The organism is Desulfobulbaceae bacterium (assembly GCA_015231515.1).
Taxonomy (GTDB): Bacteria; Desulfobacterota; Desulfobulbia; order Desulfobulbales; family VMSU01; genus JADGBM01.
On the sequence record JADGBM010000064.1, the window covers coordinates 1 to 18,198 of the forward strand.

Annotated in this window: 18 protein-coding genes and 1 tRNA gene; 7 read left to right on the forward strand and 12 right to left on the reverse strand. The window is 47.0% G+C overall.

What is annotated here, in order from left to right; translation table 11 throughout:
* Positions 1 to 898 (forward strand): PKD domain-containing protein (locus HQK80_10460; protein MBF0222629.1); only part of this gene is annotated, 898 nt, incomplete at its 5' end.
* A 133-nt stretch (positions 899 to 1,031) separates the two neighbouring features.
* Positions 1,032 to 2,297: a CDP-alcohol phosphatidyltransferase family protein gene (locus HQK80_10465; protein MBF0222630.1), complete on the forward strand. Its 1,266-nt coding sequence runs from the start codon at positions 1,032 to 1,034 to the stop codon at positions 2,295 to 2,297.
* A gap of 35 nt (positions 2,298 to 2,332) precedes the next feature.
* On the opposite strand, the gene HQK80_10470 is transcribed toward HQK80_10465, so the two are convergent.
* The 12 genes from HQK80_10470 to HQK80_10525 all read right to left on the reverse strand — a co-directional run bounded on the left by HQK80_10470 (position 2,333) and on the right by HQK80_10525 (position 14,901).
* The gene (locus tag HQK80_10470; protein ID MBF0222631.1) at positions 2,333 to 3,124 is read right to left on the reverse strand and encodes an MBL fold metallo-hydrolase; all 792 of its coding nucleotides are present in this window, start codon (positions 3,122 to 3,124) and stop codon (positions 2,333 to 2,335) included.
* 82 nt (positions 3,125 to 3,206) lie between these two features.
* Positions 3,207 to 3,665 carry a dUTP diphosphatase gene (gene dut / locus HQK80_10475; GenBank protein ID MBF0222632.1) on the reverse strand — a complete coding sequence of 153 codons (459 nt, stop codon included), beginning with the start codon at positions 3,663 to 3,665 and terminating at the stop codon, positions 3,207 to 3,209.
* Positions 3,662 to 4,897: an insulinase family protein gene (locus HQK80_10480; GenBank protein MBF0222633.1), complete on the reverse strand. Its 1,236-nt coding sequence runs from the start codon at positions 4,895 to 4,897 to the stop codon at positions 3,662 to 3,664. Before HQK80_10480 ends, dut begins: the two co-directional genes overlap by 4 nt.
* Positions 4,898 to 4,913: 16 nt before the next feature.
* On the reverse strand, positions 4,914 to 6,998 hold the full coding sequence (pnp, locus tag HQK80_10485; GenBank protein ID MBF0222634.1) for a polyribonucleotide nucleotidyltransferase: 2,085 nt from the start codon (positions 6,996 to 6,998) through the stop codon (positions 4,914 to 4,916).
* Positions 6,999 to 7,183: 185 nt separating this feature from the next.
* Positions 7,184 to 7,453: a 30S ribosomal protein S15 gene (gene rpsO / locus HQK80_10490; protein ID MBF0222635.1), complete on the reverse strand. Its 270-nt coding sequence runs from the start codon at positions 7,451 to 7,453 to the stop codon at positions 7,184 to 7,186.
* A gap of 112 nt (positions 7,454 to 7,565) precedes the next feature.
* Positions 7,566 to 8,315 (reverse strand): tRNA pseudouridine(55) synthase TruB, encoded by a 750-nt coding sequence (gene truB / locus HQK80_10495; protein ID MBF0222636.1) that lies wholly within the window; start codon positions 8,313 to 8,315, stop codon positions 7,566 to 7,568.
* A 4-nt stretch (positions 8,316 to 8,319) separates the two neighbouring features.
* A complete protein-coding gene (locus tag HQK80_10500; GenBank protein MBF0222637.1) occupies positions 8,320 to 9,294 on the reverse strand; it encodes a bifunctional oligoribonuclease/PAP phosphatase NrnA in 975 nt (324 codons plus the stop codon).
* A complete protein-coding gene (gene rbfA, locus HQK80_10505; protein ID MBF0222638.1) occupies positions 9,263 to 9,682 on the reverse strand; it encodes a 30S ribosome-binding factor RbfA in 420 nt (139 codons plus the stop codon). The genes HQK80_10500 and rbfA overlap by 32 nt, the downstream gene beginning before the upstream one ends.
* A 47-nt stretch (positions 9,683 to 9,729) precedes the next feature.
* A complete protein-coding gene (infB, locus tag HQK80_10510) occupies positions 9,730 to 12,513 on the reverse strand; it encodes a translation initiation factor IF-2 (protein ID MBF0222639.1) in 2,784 nt (927 codons plus the stop codon).
* Between the two features lie 162 nt (positions 12,514 to 12,675).
* Positions 12,676 to 14,052, reverse strand: coding sequence for a transcription termination factor NusA (nusA, locus tag HQK80_10515; GenBank protein ID MBF0222640.1), 1,377 nt, complete (start codon positions 14,050 to 14,052; stop codon positions 12,676 to 12,678).
* A gap of 153 nt (positions 14,053 to 14,205) precedes the next feature.
* Positions 14,206 to 14,664: a ribosome maturation factor RimP gene (locus HQK80_10520; protein MBF0222641.1), complete on the reverse strand. Its 459-nt coding sequence runs from the start codon at positions 14,662 to 14,664 to the stop codon at positions 14,206 to 14,208.
* Between the two features lie 161 nt (positions 14,665 to 14,825).
* Positions 14,826 to 14,901: transfer RNA gene (locus HQK80_10525), tRNA-Gly, on the reverse strand.
* Between the two features lie 416 nt (positions 14,902 to 15,317).
* Between HQK80_10525 and rpmH the strand changes: the two genes are divergently transcribed.
* The 5 genes from rpmH to HQK80_10550 all read left to right on the forward strand — a co-directional run.
* On the forward strand, positions 15,318 to 15,455 hold the full coding sequence (gene rpmH / locus HQK80_10530; GenBank protein MBF0222642.1) for a 50S ribosomal protein L34: 138 nt from the start codon (positions 15,318 to 15,320) through the stop codon (positions 15,453 to 15,455).
* 23 nt (positions 15,456 to 15,478) lie between these two features.
* The gene (gene rnpA / locus HQK80_10535) at positions 15,479 to 15,874 is read left to right on the forward strand and encodes a ribonuclease P protein component (GenBank protein ID MBF0222643.1); all 396 of its coding nucleotides are present in this window, start codon (positions 15,479 to 15,481) and stop codon (positions 15,872 to 15,874) included.
* Positions 15,875 to 15,885: 11 nt separating this feature from the next.
* Positions 15,886 to 16,098, forward strand: a complete 213-nt coding sequence (gene yidD, locus HQK80_10540) for a membrane protein insertion efficiency factor YidD (GenBank protein MBF0222644.1) — start codon at positions 15,886 to 15,888, stop codon at positions 16,096 to 16,098.
* A gap of 112 nt (positions 16,099 to 16,210) precedes the next feature.
* Complete coding sequence (gene yidC / locus HQK80_10545) at positions 16,211 to 17,881, forward strand: membrane protein insertase YidC (protein MBF0222645.1); 1,671 nt, start codon at positions 16,211 to 16,213, stop codon at positions 17,879 to 17,881.
* A 26-nt stretch (positions 17,882 to 17,907) separates the two neighbouring features.
* Positions 17,908 to 18,198: Jag N-terminal domain-containing protein (locus HQK80_10550; GenBank protein MBF0222646.1), on the forward strand; the 291-nt coding region annotated here is incomplete at its 3' end.

The window sequence follows — 18,198 nt, forward strand, 5'->3', positions numbered from 1 at the left end:
AGATGTTGCCGGTATTGGTGTCGGGCTCTCGAGTTTTTTTGCCTACAAATACGATTGCAGCCTGATGGCGTGGGGAAAAAACAACTTTGGTCAACTGGGGATCGACACTCAAGAAACACATAAAGATCCTGTGCCGGCATCGATGTTCTCCTGCCTTTCCAGCATATCCGCAGATAACCATACCGTGGCACTCGATGCCGATGGTGGCCTGTGGACATGGGGATACAATCACGAAGGTCAACTCGGAGACGGTTCCACCAAAAGCAGGCCGGAACCTGTGCACCTAAACAGCCTTACCAATATTAACGCCATTGATACTGACAGCCATACTCTGGCCTTGAAATCGGACGGGAGTGTTTGGGCCTGGGGCAGAAATAACTACGGCCAACTGGGTGATGGAACTACCACTGATCAGGCCAGTCCTGTTCAAGTTGTCGGCCTGCGTCAGGTTAGCGCTGTGGCGGCCGGAGCCATGTTTTCTGTAGCTGTTAAGTCAGACGGCAGTGTCTGGGCCTGGGGGAGAAATAACTACGGTCAACTGGGAAATGGTTCGCAAAAAAACAGTTCTGTCCCAGTACAAGTTCTTGGATTTAAAGGAGAAAGTTTTTTAAATCTTAACAGTGCCGATGCCGACAATGAAATACCACCAGTTCATTTTACCGCCGATCCCCCGAAAGGGCAGGCACCGCTCAAGGTGACTTTCAAGCCTGTACACCATCCCGATTTCGCCTATAAATCTGTGGAGTGGGACTTTGGCGATGGAGAGGTATCAAGTCAACTCGACCCGGTTCATATTTACGAAACACCCGGCTCTTACATTGTTACACTTACCACGCGTTACCCAGACGACATATACCGCGAATCTATGAAACAAATCGTCGTTAAGAGTTCCTGGTAGCCGTTCTGACCTTGCAAAATAGTCTCAAATGGAATATCACCTAAGACCTGTAGCTCTTGCGGTTTATAGCAACAGTCACGTATTCTCGGATGGCCACTGACTTTTTCACATTTTCCAGGATCTGTTTCACTTAATGCACAAAATACTCTTTAGCAGATTTGTCCGCTGGGTTGGCTACGACCTTGGCATCTCCCCAAATCAGATAACCCTTGGTCGGCTGGTATTTTTTTTCCCAGGCTGGTTATTCTGGATATATCGTTATGACCTCGCAGCCACAACGGGGACACCCTGGCAGTTATGGGGGTGGCTGGCCAGTTTTATCGTCACCGTTGTTATCATTTTTGATATTGTTGATGGGGCTCTGGCCCGTGAAACCAATCAGGTTAGCGATCAGGGCAAAATTCTTGACCCTATCGTTGACAAACTGATCACCTACAGCACCCTTGTTCTTTTTTGGCCCAGCATCCATAAATCCGGCCTGGCCATCCTCTTCAGTCTCGATGTTGCTTCTACCTTTTTACGCGGCGCCCAGGTTGAAGGCGCAAATCTCTTTGGCAAAAGAAAAGCCTTCGCACAGAATCTATCCAAACTTTTTTTTGCCATGGCCATTCTCTGCTCATGGCCATGGCTCAGCCATATCGGTAATTTCCTAATCTGGGCCGCTGTCGTTCTGGCTACTATATCTGTCAGCATACGACTCCTACCGAATAAGGTTAAAACGACCATCCAGGTTGCCATTCCTCAGTTTCTCACCTTAGGCAACCTGGCAGGAGGCTTTTTCACCATCTGGTGCGCTTATCAAGGCAAGGTTGGCCTTGGTGCCACTATCAATTTTGTTGCCATGTTATGTGACTTATTTGATGGCGCCGTTGCCAGAAAACTTGGTGTCTCAAGCAGATTTGGCGGCCAGTTTGATACCATTGCCGATATGGTAAGCTTCGGATGTGCACCTGCCGCTCTGGTGATTTCTATTAACGATGCCTCCCCCCTATCCTGCCTGCTGGGCACCATCTATTTTGCTGCAACACTCTTTCGTCTTTATGACTATGGTCGCTCCAAAAACATCACACCTAAAGGGTTTTTTCGTGGTATGCCCAGTCCAGCCGGTGCCTGGCTGGTGGTGGCAAGTATTTTCTTTGCGCAGCCATGGCTCAGTCTGGCCACCCTTGTTGCCGCCTCACTTCTAATGTGCTCTTTTCGTATCAACTGGATCCATTTCAACAAGATACTCACCACCATGACCCTGACAGAAATGCTATCCTGCATTGGCCTCGGTTCGATCTTCGCATTTCTTGCGACCCCTGCGGCCTTTTCAGCCGGCCCAATTATCGTCTATATGTTCTCTCCAGGCTGGAGAAAACCACCGATATCCGCAAATCTCAGTGGCACTTCTCAGTGACACAGAGCACGGCAAATAATTTTCGAATAGATTGATCAGCCGGCCCGAAACAGCTCGGTAGGCTGGTTCTGAGTGGCGATATTAATCGTAAAGGTAGGCGAACATCGGGGGGTCAGCTTTAACTCTTCAAGTAAACTGTTGGCGGTGGTACTCACAAGACGGTGACAATTATTAGATTCACTGATATGTGCCAGAACAACCCGGGAAAGTTGTGGGCCAACCAGCTTCTTTATGAATTCTACGGCCTCCGGATTCGCCAGATGACCATTTTTAGAGCGGATGCGCTGCTGCAGAAAAGGTGGGTATGAGCCGTTGCGTAGCATCTCAAGATCATGGTTACACTCAAGGATTAAGCTGTCACATTGGGATAAATGGTGATGAATCAGGCGCGAAACCATGCCCGTATCAGTGCAGTAACCAAGTGCTGTCGTACCGTCATCAATAGTAAAACCAACTGGATCGGCGGTATCATGATTAATGGCAAAAGGATGAACCGTTAGCCCATTCAGAAAAAACGTAACCCCGGTCTGAAACTCCCTGAACTCCGGAATTTTCTCAAAATATTTGCCCCCAGCCTCACATGTCGGGCGATTGGCATAAACCGGGATCTTAAATTTCCTGGCCAGCACGCCAAGCCCTTTAACATGGTCACTATGCTCATGGGTAACAATAATTCCGGCCAGAGAGGCAGGGTCAGCGCCGATTGACTCCATACGCCTTTCTATTTCAACACCCGAAAATCCTGCATCTATCAGTAGGGAAGTTTTTCCGGATTCAACAAAAGTTGCGTTACCTTTTGAGCCGCTCCCCAGAACACTAAACCGCATAATAATTCCTAATCCGGATAAACCGGCAATAAGTGCCTTACAACAGGGCACAAACTCCGACTTCGATATGTTTGCTAAGGCATTACAGACCAGTATGCCCAAAGCCCCCGGCCTGACGGGCTGTTTCCGGCAACACAGCAACTACCTTCAGCTGCGCTGTTGTGACCGGTGCAAGAACCAGTTGGGCAACCCTGTCACCACGGTTTACCACAAAGCGCTCCCTTCCTAAATTCACCAGTCCGACCTTAACTTCACCTCGATAATCGGCATCAATAGTTCCGGGAGCGTTGACAACCGTCACCCCGTACTTTATCGCCAGACCACTTCGAGGCCGAACCTGTAGTTCATAGCCCGCTGGGATGGCAACGGCAAAACCAGTTGGCACAAGGGTTATGGCGCCCGGTTCAAGCACAACGGGGCTGTTGACGCAGGCCTGCACATCCATACCTGCGGCTAACTCTGTTTGGTAAGACGGCACCTTCAGATCGTTACTGTAAGCATCATCGAGCCACCGGAATAACACTATCTGCACATTGCTCATGCGGCAGTTCCTTCAACCGGGCCCAAGACAACAGAGGTCATTGGTTGTGCAAAAACTTCTTCCACAACGGCCAGAACATCCTTACGTGAGGTCTTGACAAGAGCGGCATCAACATCTTCAAGGGTATAATAGCAATCAAAATAAAACTCGTTTTTGGCCAACCTGGTCATGCGCGCTTCCATACTCTCCGAAGCAAGATACATCCCCGCCCTGACATAATTACGCGCCCGGTCCACTTCATCGCGGGTGATATTTTTTTTCACACCCGCAACCACGTCATAAATCATGGTGCTGGCCTCTTCAATATTTTGAGGTCCAACCCCTGCGTAAATCGACAACGTCCCGGCATCACTCATTGCATCTACAAACGAATAGATCGAATAGGCAAGCCCTTTTTGCTCACGCAGCTCCTGAAACAGCCTTGAACTCATATTTCCACCCAGCAGGACATTTAACAGGGCCAGCTGGTACCTGGCCGGATCATTCCCTGGTGGGCAATATGCACTAAACAGCAGGTGGGCCTGTTCAAGAGTTTTGGTGTAGACAATATCCCGGGCACTCATGTGAGCCGGAGGCAGTCTATAAACTTGAGGGGATTGCGCAGCCGTAGCAAGCTCACCAAATGAGGCTGCAATCGTTTCAACAAAAGAGCTATGCTCAACATTTCCTGCGGCGGCAATAACAATACGGTCAGCAGTATAAAAACGTTTCACAAAGTCAATCAGGTCGACTGCGGTAAGATTCGAAACAGTTTGGGCTGTGCCCAAAACTGGCCAGGCCAGGGGGTGACTCCGCCAAACAGTGGCGGCAAGGTGATCGTGTATCTGGTCTTCCGGGGTATCGTCGACCATGCTGATTTCCTGCAACACGACCTGCCGCTCCCTTTCAAACTCTGTTACAGAAAAAAGCGAATGCTGCAACAAATCCGCCAAGATGGTAACAAGCTGATCAACATGGGATTCAAGCACTGTTCCGTACAGACAGGTTGTTTCTTTAGAAGTAAAGGCGTTGGACATCCCTCCCAGGCTGTCCAACTCTTTGGCAATTTCATTGGCATCCAGGCTAGACGTCCCTTTAAACAGCATATGCTCAACAAAATGAGCACAGCCGTTCAAAGAGAGAGACTCATCTCTTGAGCCCACATCAACCCAAACGCCTACAGAAACCGTATTGGAAGGAATATATTCTGTAACAACCCGTAATTGGTTGTCAAGAATAGTCTTATTATACACAGATTGCAGCAGCAAGCTACTCGCTTAAAAGAGCTTTACGGCTCAATCTGATCTTACCACGCTGATCAATATCAAGAACTTTTACCTTTACCGTATCACCTTCCTTGAGGATATCAGTTACCTTCTCGACTCGCTTATTCTCAAGTTCAGAGATGTGAATAAGGCCATCGGTGCCTGGCAAAATCTGCACAAAGGCGCCAAAATCAACAATTTTGACGACCGTACCTTCATATACCGCACCAATTTCCGGCTCAGCGCAAATTGCCATTACTGCATTTTCAAGGGCCTTGGCAGTTGTGCCGTCGGAGGCAAATATTTTCACCTCGCCACTATCATCGACGTTGATCTTGGCATCATACTCAGCAGAAAGTGCCTTAATTATCTTGCCACCAGGGCCGATGAGATCGCGGATCTTATCAGGGTTAATCTGCAGAATGATGACTTTAGGCGCGTGCTCAGAAATGTCACCCCGAGGGTGATCGATTGCCTTATTCATCTCCCCAAGAATATGAAGCCGACCGGCACGAGCCTGAGACAGGGCGGTGCTCATTATCTCCTTGGACACACCATCGATCTTGATGTCCATCTGCAGGGCCGTAATGCCATCGGCACTTCCAGTTACCTTAAAGTCCATATCTCCAAGATGGTCTTCATCACCAAGAATATCAGACAAAACAACAACATCGTCGCCTTCCTTGATCAGACCCATGGCGATGCCGGAAACTGGCTGCTTAATCGGTACTCCGGCATCCATCAAGGAAAGAATACCGCCGCACACTGACGCCATAGACGAGGAACCATTTGATTCCATTATTTCTGAGACAATTCGAATTGTGTATGGGAACGAATCATGATCCGGCAATACACCCTTTATTGCCCTGGTTGCCAGTGCTCCGTGACCGATATCCCGGCGGCTTGGACCGCGCAAGAAACGCGCCTCACCAACACAAAATGGCGGGAAATTGTAGTGGAGCATAAAGGTTTTAAATTCCATACCGTACAAAGACTCCACTCGTTGCTCATCATCACCGCTTCCCAGAGTTGTGGTAACCATAGATTGCGTTTCACCACGGGTAAACAGGGCTGAGCCATGGGCCCTTGGCAGCACTCCGACCTCTGAACTAATGGGGCGCACTTCGTCAAATCGACGACCATCAAGACGGGTTTTGTCATTAACTATCTGACCGCGCATAACTGTCTTCTTAAGAGAGTAAAGCGCCTCTTTTGCCGCTTGAGGACAATACTCTTCCTCTGCTTCTGCCAACTCTGCCAGGATTTTTTCTTCGAGTTCGTGAAAACGCTCCCCTCTCTCTAATTTATCCTTAGTTTTAGTTACTTCACGAATGCCAGCAGTAGCAATTTCGGCAATTTTGGCGCTGAGGGCCGCATCAATCTGAGGCGCAACAACAACCATTTTTGGTTTTCCAAGTGCGCCTTGCAGTTCATCCTGAATATTGAGAAGTGGCTGCAACCCGTCAAAACCAAAATAAATCGCATCAAGAATCTCTTGCTCTGACAGATTATCGGCCTCACCCTCAACCATCACAACTGCATCACGGGAACCGGCAACAATCAAATCCAGTCGAGATACATCAAGCTGATCTTTAGTTGGATTAAGGATAAACTGACCATCAACAAGCCCGACACGGACACCGGCAATGGGGCCAAGGAATGGAATATTGGATATAGTTAAAGCGGCAGAGGCACCAACAATAGCCAGCACATCAGGATCATTCTGGCGATCCATTGACAGCACTGTGGCGATGATCTGTGTTTCGTTCATAAAACCATCGGCGAACAGGGGGCGTAATGGCCGATCAATAAAACGGCAGGTTAAAACTTCTTTTTCTGTAGGACGGCCAATTTCACGGCGAAAGAAGCTCCCCGGAATTTTACCAACAGCATAAAAACGTTCCTGATACTCGACTGTGAGAGGGAAGAATCCCGCATCTGGTCGAGCCTCTCTGGCTGCAACAGCTGTAACCAAAACGACTGTTTCCCCATACGTTACGACTACTGAACCGCTTGCCTGTTTGGCGATTTTGCCAGATTCAATGGCCAGCGTTTTTCCGCCAATTTCTGCTTCTACTTTTTTATACATTATTTCTCCTCTTTGCCGTCTACTGTTCGACCTATTTCGATCATAGCGGCGTTATGCCTTAGAAGGCCATTTGCAACAAACCTTGCCCAGCAAAAAAAACAAAGCACTGGGCTCACATGAGCCCGGTGCTAAGTAGTGGTATCGTAAAAACGATAGTGGTGTCGACTTAAGCCATTGTCGGAAACTTACTTTCTGATACCAAGCTCCTGGATAACCGCACGATACCGATCAACACTTTTGCTTTTCAGATAATTAAGCAGTCGACGTCTTTGACCAACGAGTTTCAACAAGCCGCGACGTGAGTGGTGATCCTTCTTATGACCTTTAAAATGCTCAGTCAAATAGGTAATTCTGTAGGTTAACAGGGCAATCTGAACCTCAGAAGAACCTGTATCATTTTCAGTTTTACCAAATTTCTTAATAATTTCTTGTTTTTTGTCTGCTTCCAGTGTCACGTTTGACCTCCATCATTTTTTATGCCGGCCGTCCCGGCCCAATCGTTTATACTAGTTATTAAATACTTACATTGTAAAGCCCGGTGGCGCGGGCTGAAAGTGCTAAGTAACTTCACGACGAAACAACCAATTTTTCACTGTTAGTCAGCCGACTGGCTTGTTCAACAGAAAGATAGTTTGCCAGCAAGGCATCTCTGGCTTGCTCCTTACTCTCCAGCATTGCTCCAGGCAGGGCACCATCAACACAAAACGGCCCATTTTCAAGGCGGCGCAAGGCTGTTAGATGGGCGCCACAGCCGAGCGCTTTACCAATGTCGGAGGCCAGAGTTCGTATGTACGTACCCTTTCCGCACCGAACACGAATAACCATCTGCTCGGCCTCTAGAGCCAGACATCGCAGCTCTCGTATAAAGACCGGTCGCGGTTCTTTTTCGATCATCACGCCTTTTCTGGCGTAGTGATACAGTGGCTTGCCTTTGTACTTAGCCGCTGAAAAGGCGGGCGGGGCTTGCAGTAGCGCACCACGAAATTTTGCCAGGCAGTTCTCAACATCTGAGGCGGTCAGTGAACCTACCGGCTGCACAGAGATAATCTGACCCTCAGTATCCAGCGTATCCGTCTCAACACCAAGCTGTAAGACAGCTTCGTAAAGCTTGTCGCCAGCCATCAACTGCGAAATCATTCGTGTTGCAGGTCTGCCAACACAGACTATCAGCAACCCGGAGGCAAAAGGATCAAGCGTACCGGTATGACCAACCTTTTTTATCTGCAGCGCTTTTCGTATTAACTGAACAATCCGAAACGAAGATGGCCCAACCGGTTTATCGATCAGGAATACTCCCCCCTCAAAATCGTCGCCCATCAACTCACTCAAACAACGGCAACAAAAGGTTAAAAAGCATCTCTCGTGCCTCTTTCAGCGTCTCATTTTTTTTAAACTTACAGCCAGCCGCCTTTCTATGACCACCACCACCAAGTTTTCTGGCAATCTCCGCAACATCGTGATGATCACCCTTGGACCGCATGCTCACACCAATGAGTCCATTGGCCTCTTTCAAGAAAACCGCAATCTCCACTGAGCACAATGCTCGTGGATAGTTAATAAATGTTTCCGAATCTTCAGGTAAAGCCTGGGTTATTTCAAACATTTTCTTTGTAGCGGTAATAATGGCTAATCGACCATCACAAAACAGTTCCAAGGTAGACAATACGGACTGTAGCAGGTGCAAACGACTTTCGGTGAAATTATCAAATAACTTCCCTGCGACAATCTCAGGATTAACACCCTTACGGACAAGCTCTCCGGCAATCTCAACTGTTCTGGGCAACGTTGAGGCATATTTAAATGAGCCGGTATCTGAAACAATTGCCGTGTACAGACAAAAGGCTGCTTCATTGCTTAAATCTGCTCCAAGCAGTTTCCCCAATTCAAAAACCATCTCTCCGGTTGAAGAGCGGCTGGAGTCTACCCAGCGCAGATCACCGAATTTCTTATGCCCAGTATGGTGATCTATCACCAGAAGCGGTTCGATTTTCAGGAGATCACCAAGGATCTTGCCAAGCCTGAACTGGTCGCCGCAATCAAGGGCAATTGCACAGTCAACTTCACTGGAGGACGGCAGCGTAGTCACAATTTTTTCAGAACCTGGCAAAAAATCATACAAATACGACACAGATTCATCAGAGTACAGAACTACTTTTTTGCCAAGGCCCTCAAGAATATGACCAAAGCCTATCAGCGCACCTAGCGCGTCCCCGTCTGGAAAGACATGGGTCGCGAGTACGATAGCTTTTGCTGCCTGTATCGTCTCAACTATCTTGTTTAGTTGATCGCCGCTCATCTTCTATCTCTCTGAATATCTTACCCATTTCACTGTGATGGGTTATCGACAAGTCATGTTTAAACACGAGCGTCGGCATATAACGCAGGGTTAGTGATTTGGCCAACTGGGTACGTAAAAAACCCTGGGCACTGTCCAGACCTTCCTGGACATCAGCCTCTTGACCTTCAGGACAACAAAAATAAATAACTGCCGTGCGCAAATCAGGAGTCATATCAACGCCTGACAGGGAGGTTCCATAAACACGCGGATCACGAACCTTGCGCAGCAACAACTCTGCCAGCAAAGTTCGTATTGTTTCAGCCACACGGGCAGGTCTTTTTTTGCCCGTCGCCTGGCCGAGCTCAGGTAGCGAATACTGCGTTTTTGATTTTTTCCGTGCTACCATATCAAGCTTTATACCGTAAAAATTATTTTTTTGGGGATCGTAAGATTTTACAATACCCCTGCAACCTCATCCATAACAAAAATTTCCATGGTGTCGCCACTCTTAATATCATGAAAGTTTTCGATGCCAATTCCACACTCAAAGCCGGTCTTCACCTCTTTAACATCATCCTTAAAGCGGCGTAACGAGGATATTTTCCCGGTAAAAATCACAATGCCTTCTCGAATCAATCGTACTTGAGCACTTCGTTCTACTTTACCATCAAGAACATATGACCCGGCAATTGTGCCGATTTTTGGAACACCAAAGGTATCTCTAACTTCTACCGACCCAATAACTCTCTCTTCATATGTCGGGTCAAGCATACCAACCATAGCTCCGCGAATATCATCAAGGGCGTGATATATAACGTCATAAAAACGTAAATCAACATTTTCACTGGCGGCAAAGTCCCTGACTTTACTGCTTGGCCGAACGTTAAACCCAATAATTATCGCATTCGATGCCGCGGCAAGCAAGATATCAGAGTCAGTAATTGTTCCTGTTCCTTCGTGCAGCACTTTAACACGCACAACATCTGTCCCCAGATCGGCTAAAGCCTTAGAAAAGGCCTCCAGTGTGCCCTGTACGTCAGATCGCAACAATACATTAAGTTCCTTAATCTCGCCTTCCTGCAGCTTATCAAAGAGGTTATCGAGAGAAATTTTAGTTGTTTGCCCCAGCAAACTCTCTCTTGATTTCATCTGGCGTTGATTACTGACGGTTTTAGCCATTTTCTCATCGGTGACGACAACAAACTCATCGCCAGACATTGGCACACCGCCTAAGCCCTGCACCTCAACGGGGAAGGCCGGTCCGGCCTCATCAATCTGGTTACCCTTGTCATCGTGCAACGAACGGACTTTACCAGAGTGTATACCCACAACAAAACAATCACCAACTCGCAGAGTTCCTTCCTGAACCAATATGGTGGCCAATGGGCCGCGACCTTTATGTAAATGCGCCTCAACAACGCGGCCTTTAGCCTTACGATTTGGATCGGCCTTCAGTTCAAGAATTTCGGCCTGTAGAATTATCTGCTCAAGAAGTTCGTCAATACCAATGTTCTTTTTAGCTGAGACTTCACAAAAAATTGTAGATCCGCCCCACTCTTCCGGCACGAGTTCAAATTCAGCCAGTTCGCGCTTAACCCGCATTGGGTCGGCATCGTCCTTATCTATCTTATTAATAGCAACAACAATAGGAACATCCGCTGCCTTTGCATGATTTATTGCCTCTTTTGTTTGATCCATTACACCGTCATCAGCAGCAACAACAAGCACGACAACATCTGTTACCTTTGCACCTCTGGAGCGCATTTCGGTAAAAGCAGCATGTCCTGGTGTGTCCAAGAAAACAACATCGCCATGCACAGAATGTACATAGTGGGCGCCAATATGCTGGGTAATACCGCCAGCCTCACCATCAGCAACCTCCGTATTGCGGATTGCATCAAGGATAGAGGTTTTACCATGATCGACATGGCCCATGACTGTGACAACAGGAGGACGAGGCAACTCTTCGCCACCGCTCTCTTGTTCATCAAACGAAATAATCGTTGTCTCTTCCGTTTTGCCCTGTTCAACCTCATATCCAAAATCCGTTGCCACAAGAGTGGCTGTGTCAAGATCCAACGACTGGTTAACTGTTGCCATAACACCAAGACTCATCAGTTTGGCAATTAGTTCACTAACCTTAACACCCATCCGGTGAGCTAAATCTCCAATGGAGATTGAATCATAAACCTTGATACGCATCTTAATGGCTTTGGTTTCTCCAACACTCTCGTCACCGCCCCCACCCTTATTTTTCTTGCCGCCCCGGCCTCCGCCACGACCTACGCGCAGAGCCGCAGAAAAGCGTCCGCCAGCCATTGCGACGTCTTCCATATCGACGTCTCCATAGCCTTTCTTCCTCCCTACAGCGCCTTTCTTATTCCGGACTCCAGGCTCGGCATGGTGAGTAAACTTGACAAAACGTTTACCTTTCTTTCCCTTGCCTCCCCCCGATGCATCATCGGTAACATCCGTAGCGACTACAATGTCACTTCTATCAGCCGGTTTGGTTTCAGCAACCGCCTTTTTGGGCTTCGGCTTAAAGACCTTTTTCGGAACCTGTTTGCTACGTTCTTCCTCAACTGGAAAAATTATGGCTGAGCGAGCTATAACCCGAGCCAATCCTTTTCGTGATGCAACAGGGGTTTTTATTTTAACAGATATATCTTCATCAGCATCATCGCCTTCATCAAAACTATCTTCGGCCTCAGGTGCGTCAGCAACGACTGTTTCATCTTCAATCTCCACAGATGCTGTCGGCAGTACCGCTTCTATTTCCGGCTCGACAACAGGAGTCACTTCGGGATGAGCCGTCTCCTCAACTGTAGCCTCCGCAACAACGTTCTCCGGAACAGTCTGTTCCGCTGTTTCATCAACACCCTCAGCCGTTTCAACGTCTGCCCCTGCTTGAGCTTCTGCTTCTGCTATTATTTGTTCCTGTTTATCTTCGACTGGAGTTTCTTCTTCTACCGGTGTTTCTTCGGTAACAAGGGCATCCAGACTCTCGACGGACTTCTTACGACGCCTTATGATGGTCGTCGTACCCTTGGTCTGAATTCTTTTTTCCTGAACTTTTGCTTCAACATTCATCAACTTCTGGCGAATTTCTTCGGCAACACCATCATCCAGACTTGAATTATACGCCTTGACATCATAACCAAGCTCTTGAAGCTTTGCTGCAAGCTCTTTACTGTCCATCCCAGCTTCTTTCGCCAACTCGTAAACCCTAACCGTCATTTCACAAACTCCCGCCTATATAGCCATGAAGCTCCCTAGAGCCCCACATCGATTCAAATACTGTTTTAGTTTCTCTCTAACCAATTTTTCATACTACCGAACACCTTGTCTGCGCCACTTTTCTGCGACACCATTCAAAATTCCGCCAAAAAATTACTCCACCTATTCGTGAACTTTTTCTTCAGCCGCCGGCTGAACAGCAACCTCTTCGGAAGCTTCACCCTGTGCAACTTCTGCCTCTTCAGCCTGCCCTTCAGCACTGGCCTTTTCTTGCCTCTGTCGCTCAGCTTCTTCGGCAAAAACGGCAGCAACTTTTGCAGCCTTTTTAATGAGTATCAGCGCCGCGTCTGTATCAATGCCATCAATAAGCGCGGTTACATCTTCAGCAACAGCTGCTGAAAGTTCCGCTGCCGAACAGATATCCCCATCATAGAGTTTTTCAGCCTTTTTATCGTCGATGCCGTCAATGGCAACTAAAGACCGATACCCCTCCTCCATGAGCTTGGCATACTTCTGTTCACTCTTAACATCAATCCGCCAGCCTAAAAGTTCAGAGGCCAGCCGAACATTCTGCCCGCCCCGGCCAATCGCCAGAGATAGCTGATCGTCGGCAACAACGACCTGTAGCGTTTTTTTCTCTTCGTCCACAACAACCATCGACACCTCTGCCGGTGAAAGGGCGTTAGAAACATATTTAGCAGGATCAGGACTCCACGGCACAATATCAATGCGCTCGCCCTGCAGCTCCTGTACAACATTCTGTACTCGAGAACCCTTCATTCCGACGCATGCTCCAACTGGATCAACATCGGCCTCCGAAGAGACAACAGCGATTTTTGAACGAATACCGGGCTCCCTGGCAACATTAAGAATAGTCACTATACCTTCTGCAATTTCAGGCACTTCAATGGTGAAAAGTTTTGCCACAAACTGTTTATCTGTCCGACTTAAAACGAGCTGTGAGTCTCTGGCTGTCTGGCGGACATCCATCAAAATGGCACGGATACGATCACCTTGACGATACGTCTTTCTGGGCATCTGCTCGTTTCGTGGCAGAATTGCATCGGTTCGCCCAAGATTTACGATTATATTACCACGCTCAAAGCGCTGAACAATACCATTGTCCACGTCACCCTTTCTGTCTTTGAACATTTCATAGACAACATTCCGCTCGGCATCTTTCATTTTTTGGATGATGACCTGTTTTGCTGACTGGGCTGCTATACGGCCAAGCTCTGCAACATCATTTATTTTACTACCCAGATCATCACCAATCTCTACATCAGGATCAAGGACATTGGCTTCGGCAAGAGAAATCTCAGTCTGCTCGTCTTCAACCTCATCAACAACCGAACGGAACTGGAACAACTCAATCTCGCCAAGATCGTCATTGTACTGGGCTTCCATATCTCGACGCATGCCGTATTTTTTCTTTGCGGCAGACATCACAGCTTCTTCGAGCGCCTCAACAAGTAAAGTACGGTCAATTCCCTTATCTCTGCTGACTTGATCAATAATTCGTTTTAAATCTGTTATCATCCTGCTTCTCCACAACTATCTAGCTGTATTTACTGAGTGCCTTATTCCTGGAAACTTACTACCAACACCATAATACCCAAGAAAGCCTGTATTTTCTAAATAATCCCAACCAATGCCAAGGGTTTTTCACGGCTGTGCCGAATCAACCTGAGCTTAAAATTCTATAACTAGTTTTGCTTTAGTCACATCCACTAAATTAATAACGTGCATACCATTATCGCCTTCAATTTCAAGCCGCTCATTTTCGCAGCTTTTTACAACGCCGATTACCGTAGCATGACTCTGCTCAGGATCAATGAAGGTCAGTTTGATTTTTTTACCTGTATTTCTGGTAAAATCGCGCTCTGTTTTCAATGGCCTATCCAACCCTGGAGAAGAAACTTCAAGGTGGTACGCTCTGGAGATGATATCCTCAACCTCAAGCAAGGGGCCAACTTCACGACTCACAGCGCTGCAGTCATCGACAGAAATTCCACCATCTTTGTATATGATTACTCGCAGAACCAGGCCAATCTGTTCGGTTCTTAACTGAACCTCAACAAGTTCATAGCCAAGACTGGCAAGCACAGGCTCAATTATCTCCTGTATTTTCACAACAGTTGTCGATTCCATTTTGCTCGAACAATACCAGTCAGATCTGTTTTAACAAAAAAAAAAAGCGGGCGTTAACCCACTTCCATCCATTACCTGGCTACAGCAAAGCCGTTAACCGACAAATTTTGGAAAACCCCGAAACTACCAGGATTAACGATACACCAAGACGCAAGAAGCGCTGGAGCGGGCAACGAGACTCGAACTCGCGACACCAAGCTTGGGAAGCTTGTACTCTACCAACTGAGCTACACCCGCCCATTAAAACATTGCCTACTATACAAAAACATTCATAATTGTCAAGACATGCTAGTTGTTCTTTTCACGAGAACAGCCTTAAACAATTTGACATCGAAATAGTTTAAGGGTAATGTGCTCAATTAATTTTTAGCCGATGCGATCCTGTTCAGGATCTAAAGCATTACTATTATTTAGAATGACGGCTACCAAACATGCTTTGCCCCACTGAATAGTTGGCAAAAAATAACAGTCGCCACTGTAAAAAGCAGCAGATCTCAGATTTAATAGAAAAAAAGACGCGCGTCGTTGAAACTGGCTAACTCAAAACACCCAGAACTACCTTCGTTCAATAACGATTAGTCAGTTCGCAAACCAGTTTTCAACAATCAAAACTACCATATTGGCGCTGTCGAAACCTAAAAAAAGGAACGATCATGAGCAAGAGAACATTTCAACCAAGCAATATTAAACGCCACCGATCCCATGGTTTTCGTGCACGCATGCGCACTAAAGCTGGCCGAGCAATAATTAATCGTAGACGTGCAAGAGGCCGCCAGCGTCTAGCATTATAAGAAACTGCGTGGCACCCGCGGAGATGAAAGCATCTTTGCCGAAACACTGCCTGCTCACCAAGCCCTGGCAATATAATCATGTATATTCTCGAGGCAAAAGAGTTCACGGCAATAATGTTACCTTCATTTATACCATAAATGAACTTCAGCATGATCGGCTAGGTGTTAGCATCAGTGGGAAAAAACTGGCGATCAGGCGCAACAGGATCAAAAGGCTCATCAAAGAATTTTACCGGTTAAACCGCACGTTCCCATCTCTTATGGCTTCAAAAGCTTCAGGAACCGGCGTTGATCTGGTGGTGGCAACCAGCAAAAAATTTGAGCCACGTGGAATCAGTGACATCCAGAGCGCTTTTTCCCGTTTCATTCAACATACGCCGACTTTGAAGCAAGCGGGCCCCAATAGCCTTTGCACTTGAGAACTCAAAATGTGAAAACACTTTGTCTCAGTATAATCCGTTGCTATCAAAAATATATATCTCCATTTTTTCCCCCCTCGTGCAGGTTTACCCCAAGCTGTTCGCAATATGCAATTGACGCTATAGGATTGCACGGACTGATTAAGGGGCTATGGCTTGCGGTCTGTCGGATAGCTCGTTGTCACCCATTTCACCCCGGCGGTTATGACCCGGTTAAGAAATGATGCCGAATCGCTTCACTGCTTTAAACGACTAACCCACTAAAGCGGAGAGAGCGTAAACTTCGATATGCTTGCTTCATAAGCCTGTACCCTTAACTTCACACATGGACTGATTATGGAAACGAAAAGAGCTTTCACAGCAATTATGCTGTCCCTGATGATCCTTCTTGGCTACCAGTATTTCTTCGTGCCACCCCCCCAGGAGTTTGTCGACCCAGCCCTACAGGAACAGACAGAGAAATCAGCAACGATCTCCTCAGAAATCACCAGCAGGGCAACTCCTGTCGATACTTACTCCGCGCTATCTCCAGATGAATCTCTTGCCGCAAACGAGTTGACACCGGCTGTTACAGCAAAAGACATAACGGTGATAACAAGCCAATACACCGCAGTTATCAGTGAAAATGGCGGTGGGATTAAAAGCTTTAAGCTTCATAATTACAAAGAATCCACTAAAGCTGACTCGCCACTGAAACAACTTATTTTCACAGAACAAGCCAGTGATCTGCCACTGCAATTTTCGTGGGGCAATGGCATTTCCTCCAAAACGCCTCTCTACCAGACAAATCAACAAAACATTCAAACGTCCCCCGGCCAGCAGGCAGTTTTATCCATGGCGGCATCACTTCTCCCTGGACTAGAGGTTGAGCGTTCCCTAGTTTTTTCTGACGACTCATACACCATTGATCTTGAGTTCACGGTCAGAAACAATACAGTGCAGGCCCTGCAAGGCGCCCCCTATCTCAAAAACACCAACCGTCCCTTTGACCCCAAGGCCGACAAGAACATCAACTTTCTCTTTACTGGCCCGGCGGTTTATCTTAACGATGCCCTAGAAGAGATCAAGCCCGACGACCTTCAAGATGATGGACCGAAAACACTCTCTGGAAAACTCAGTTGGGCAGCATACGAAGACACCTATTTTCTCTGCGGCATAATACCACAAAGTGAATCAAGCACTGTGCAACTTTCAGTTATTGGCGACGACAAAGTATCGTCTATAGTGAGCGGTGCTCAAGAAATTATCGCTCCGGGCGAGGCTAAGACTTTCAAATATACTCTTTATTTAGGCCCCAAAAAGCTTTCCATACTTAAACAAGTCGGCTCAAACCTTGACAGGGTAATTAATTTCGGCTGGTTTGATGTGTTAGCAAAACCCGCCTTATTTCTATTAAATTTCTTTCACAAATATATTGGAAACTACGGCATAGCGGTCATTCTGGTAACCGTTCTTTTCAAGCTTCTTTTCTGGCCCATAACGCATAAAGGCATGAAATCCATGAAAACCATGCAGAAGATTCAGCCCAAAATGGCTAAACTTCGTGAGAAATTCAAGGATGACAAAGAGCGCTTGAACCAGGAGATGATAACCCTGTACAAAACTTACAAAATCAACCCTCTGGGCGGCTGTTTACCGATGGTGCTGCAGATCCCTGTTTTTTTCGCGCTCTACAAAGTATTGCTCCAGACCATTGAACTCAGGCATGCTCCGTTCATGCTCTGGATAACCGATCTTTCAGCACCCGACCGACTTCCTATCGGCTTGGACATTCCTTATCTCGGAGGAATACCCGTCCTTACCCTTTTAATGGGGGCAAGCATGTTCCTACAGCAAAAGATGACTCCTACGGCCGCTGACCCAACCCAGGCAAAAATTATGCTTTTCTTGCCGGTCATATTTACTTTTATGTTTCTCAATTTTGCTTCCGGACTCGTTTTATACTGGTTTATTAACAATTTACTTTCAATATGTCAGCAGTATTTCATCAACAAATCGGTTGATTAGTAACAATTACTTCGAAGGTATTTGCCATGTCAGAAAAAAATAAATACAAAGGAAAAGACGTCGAAGAGGCTATTGCGATGGCCTGCGAAAACCTTGATGTTTCCCGCGACAAACTTAACATTGAAATTGTTTCCCCCGGCTCCAAGGGAATATTTGGCCTGGGCCGAAAGAAGGCTGTTATTCTGGTGAGCAAAAAAGGATCTTCACGAGCCACCACTGACTCAACGCCGAAAAAGGTTGAGTCCCGAGCCCAAAAGAAAACCGGCAAAATCACCACAGACATTCCACTTCTGAAGAAAAAATCAAAAAAAATCGAC

Bases quoted from the DNA above. Each gene is read 5' to 3' on its own strand.
- HQK80_10465 (MBF0222630.1), top strand. From the start codon at position 1,032: ATGCACAAAATACTCTTTAGCAGATTTGTCCGCTGGGTTGGCTACGAC.
- HQK80_10470 (MBF0222631.1), bottom strand. From the start codon at position 3,124: ATGCGGTTTAGTGTTCTGGGGAGCGGCTCAAAAGGTAACGCAACTTTT.
- dut (MBF0222632.1), bottom strand. From the start codon at position 3,665: ATGAGCAATGTGCAGATAGTGTTATTCCGGTGGCTCGATGATGCTTAC.
- pnp (MBF0222634.1), bottom strand. From the start codon at position 6,998: ATGTATAAAAAAGTAGAAGCAGAAATTGGCGGAAAAACGCTGGCCATT.
- truB (MBF0222636.1), bottom strand. From the start codon at position 8,315: ATGGGCGACGATTTTGAGGGGGGAGTATTCCTGATCGATAAACCGGTT.
- HQK80_10500 (MBF0222637.1), bottom strand. From the start codon at position 9,294: ATGAGCGGCGATCAACTAAACAAGATAGTTGAGACGATACAGGCAGCA.
- rbfA (MBF0222638.1), bottom strand. From the start codon at position 9,682: ATGGTAGCACGGAAAAAATCAAAAACGCAGTATTCGCTACCTGAGCTC.
- infB (MBF0222639.1), bottom strand. From the start codon at position 12,513: ATGACGGTTAGGGTTTACGAGTTGGCGAAAGAAGCTGGGATGGACAGT.
- nusA (MBF0222640.1), bottom strand. From the start codon at position 14,052: ATGATAACAGATTTAAAACGAATTATTGATCAAGTCAGCAGAGATAAG.
- HQK80_10520 (MBF0222641.1), bottom strand. From the start codon at position 14,664: ATGGAATCGACAACTGTTGTGAAAATACAGGAGATAATTGAGCCTGTG.
- rpmH (MBF0222642.1), top strand. From the start codon at position 15,318: ATGAGCAAGAGAACATTTCAACCAAGCAATATTAAACGCCACCGATCC.
- rnpA (MBF0222643.1), top strand. From the start codon at position 15,479: ATGAAAGCATCTTTGCCGAAACACTGCCTGCTCACCAAGCCCTGGCAA.
- yidC (MBF0222645.1), top strand. From the start codon at position 16,211: ATGGAAACGAAAAGAGCTTTCACAGCAATTATGCTGTCCCTGATGATC.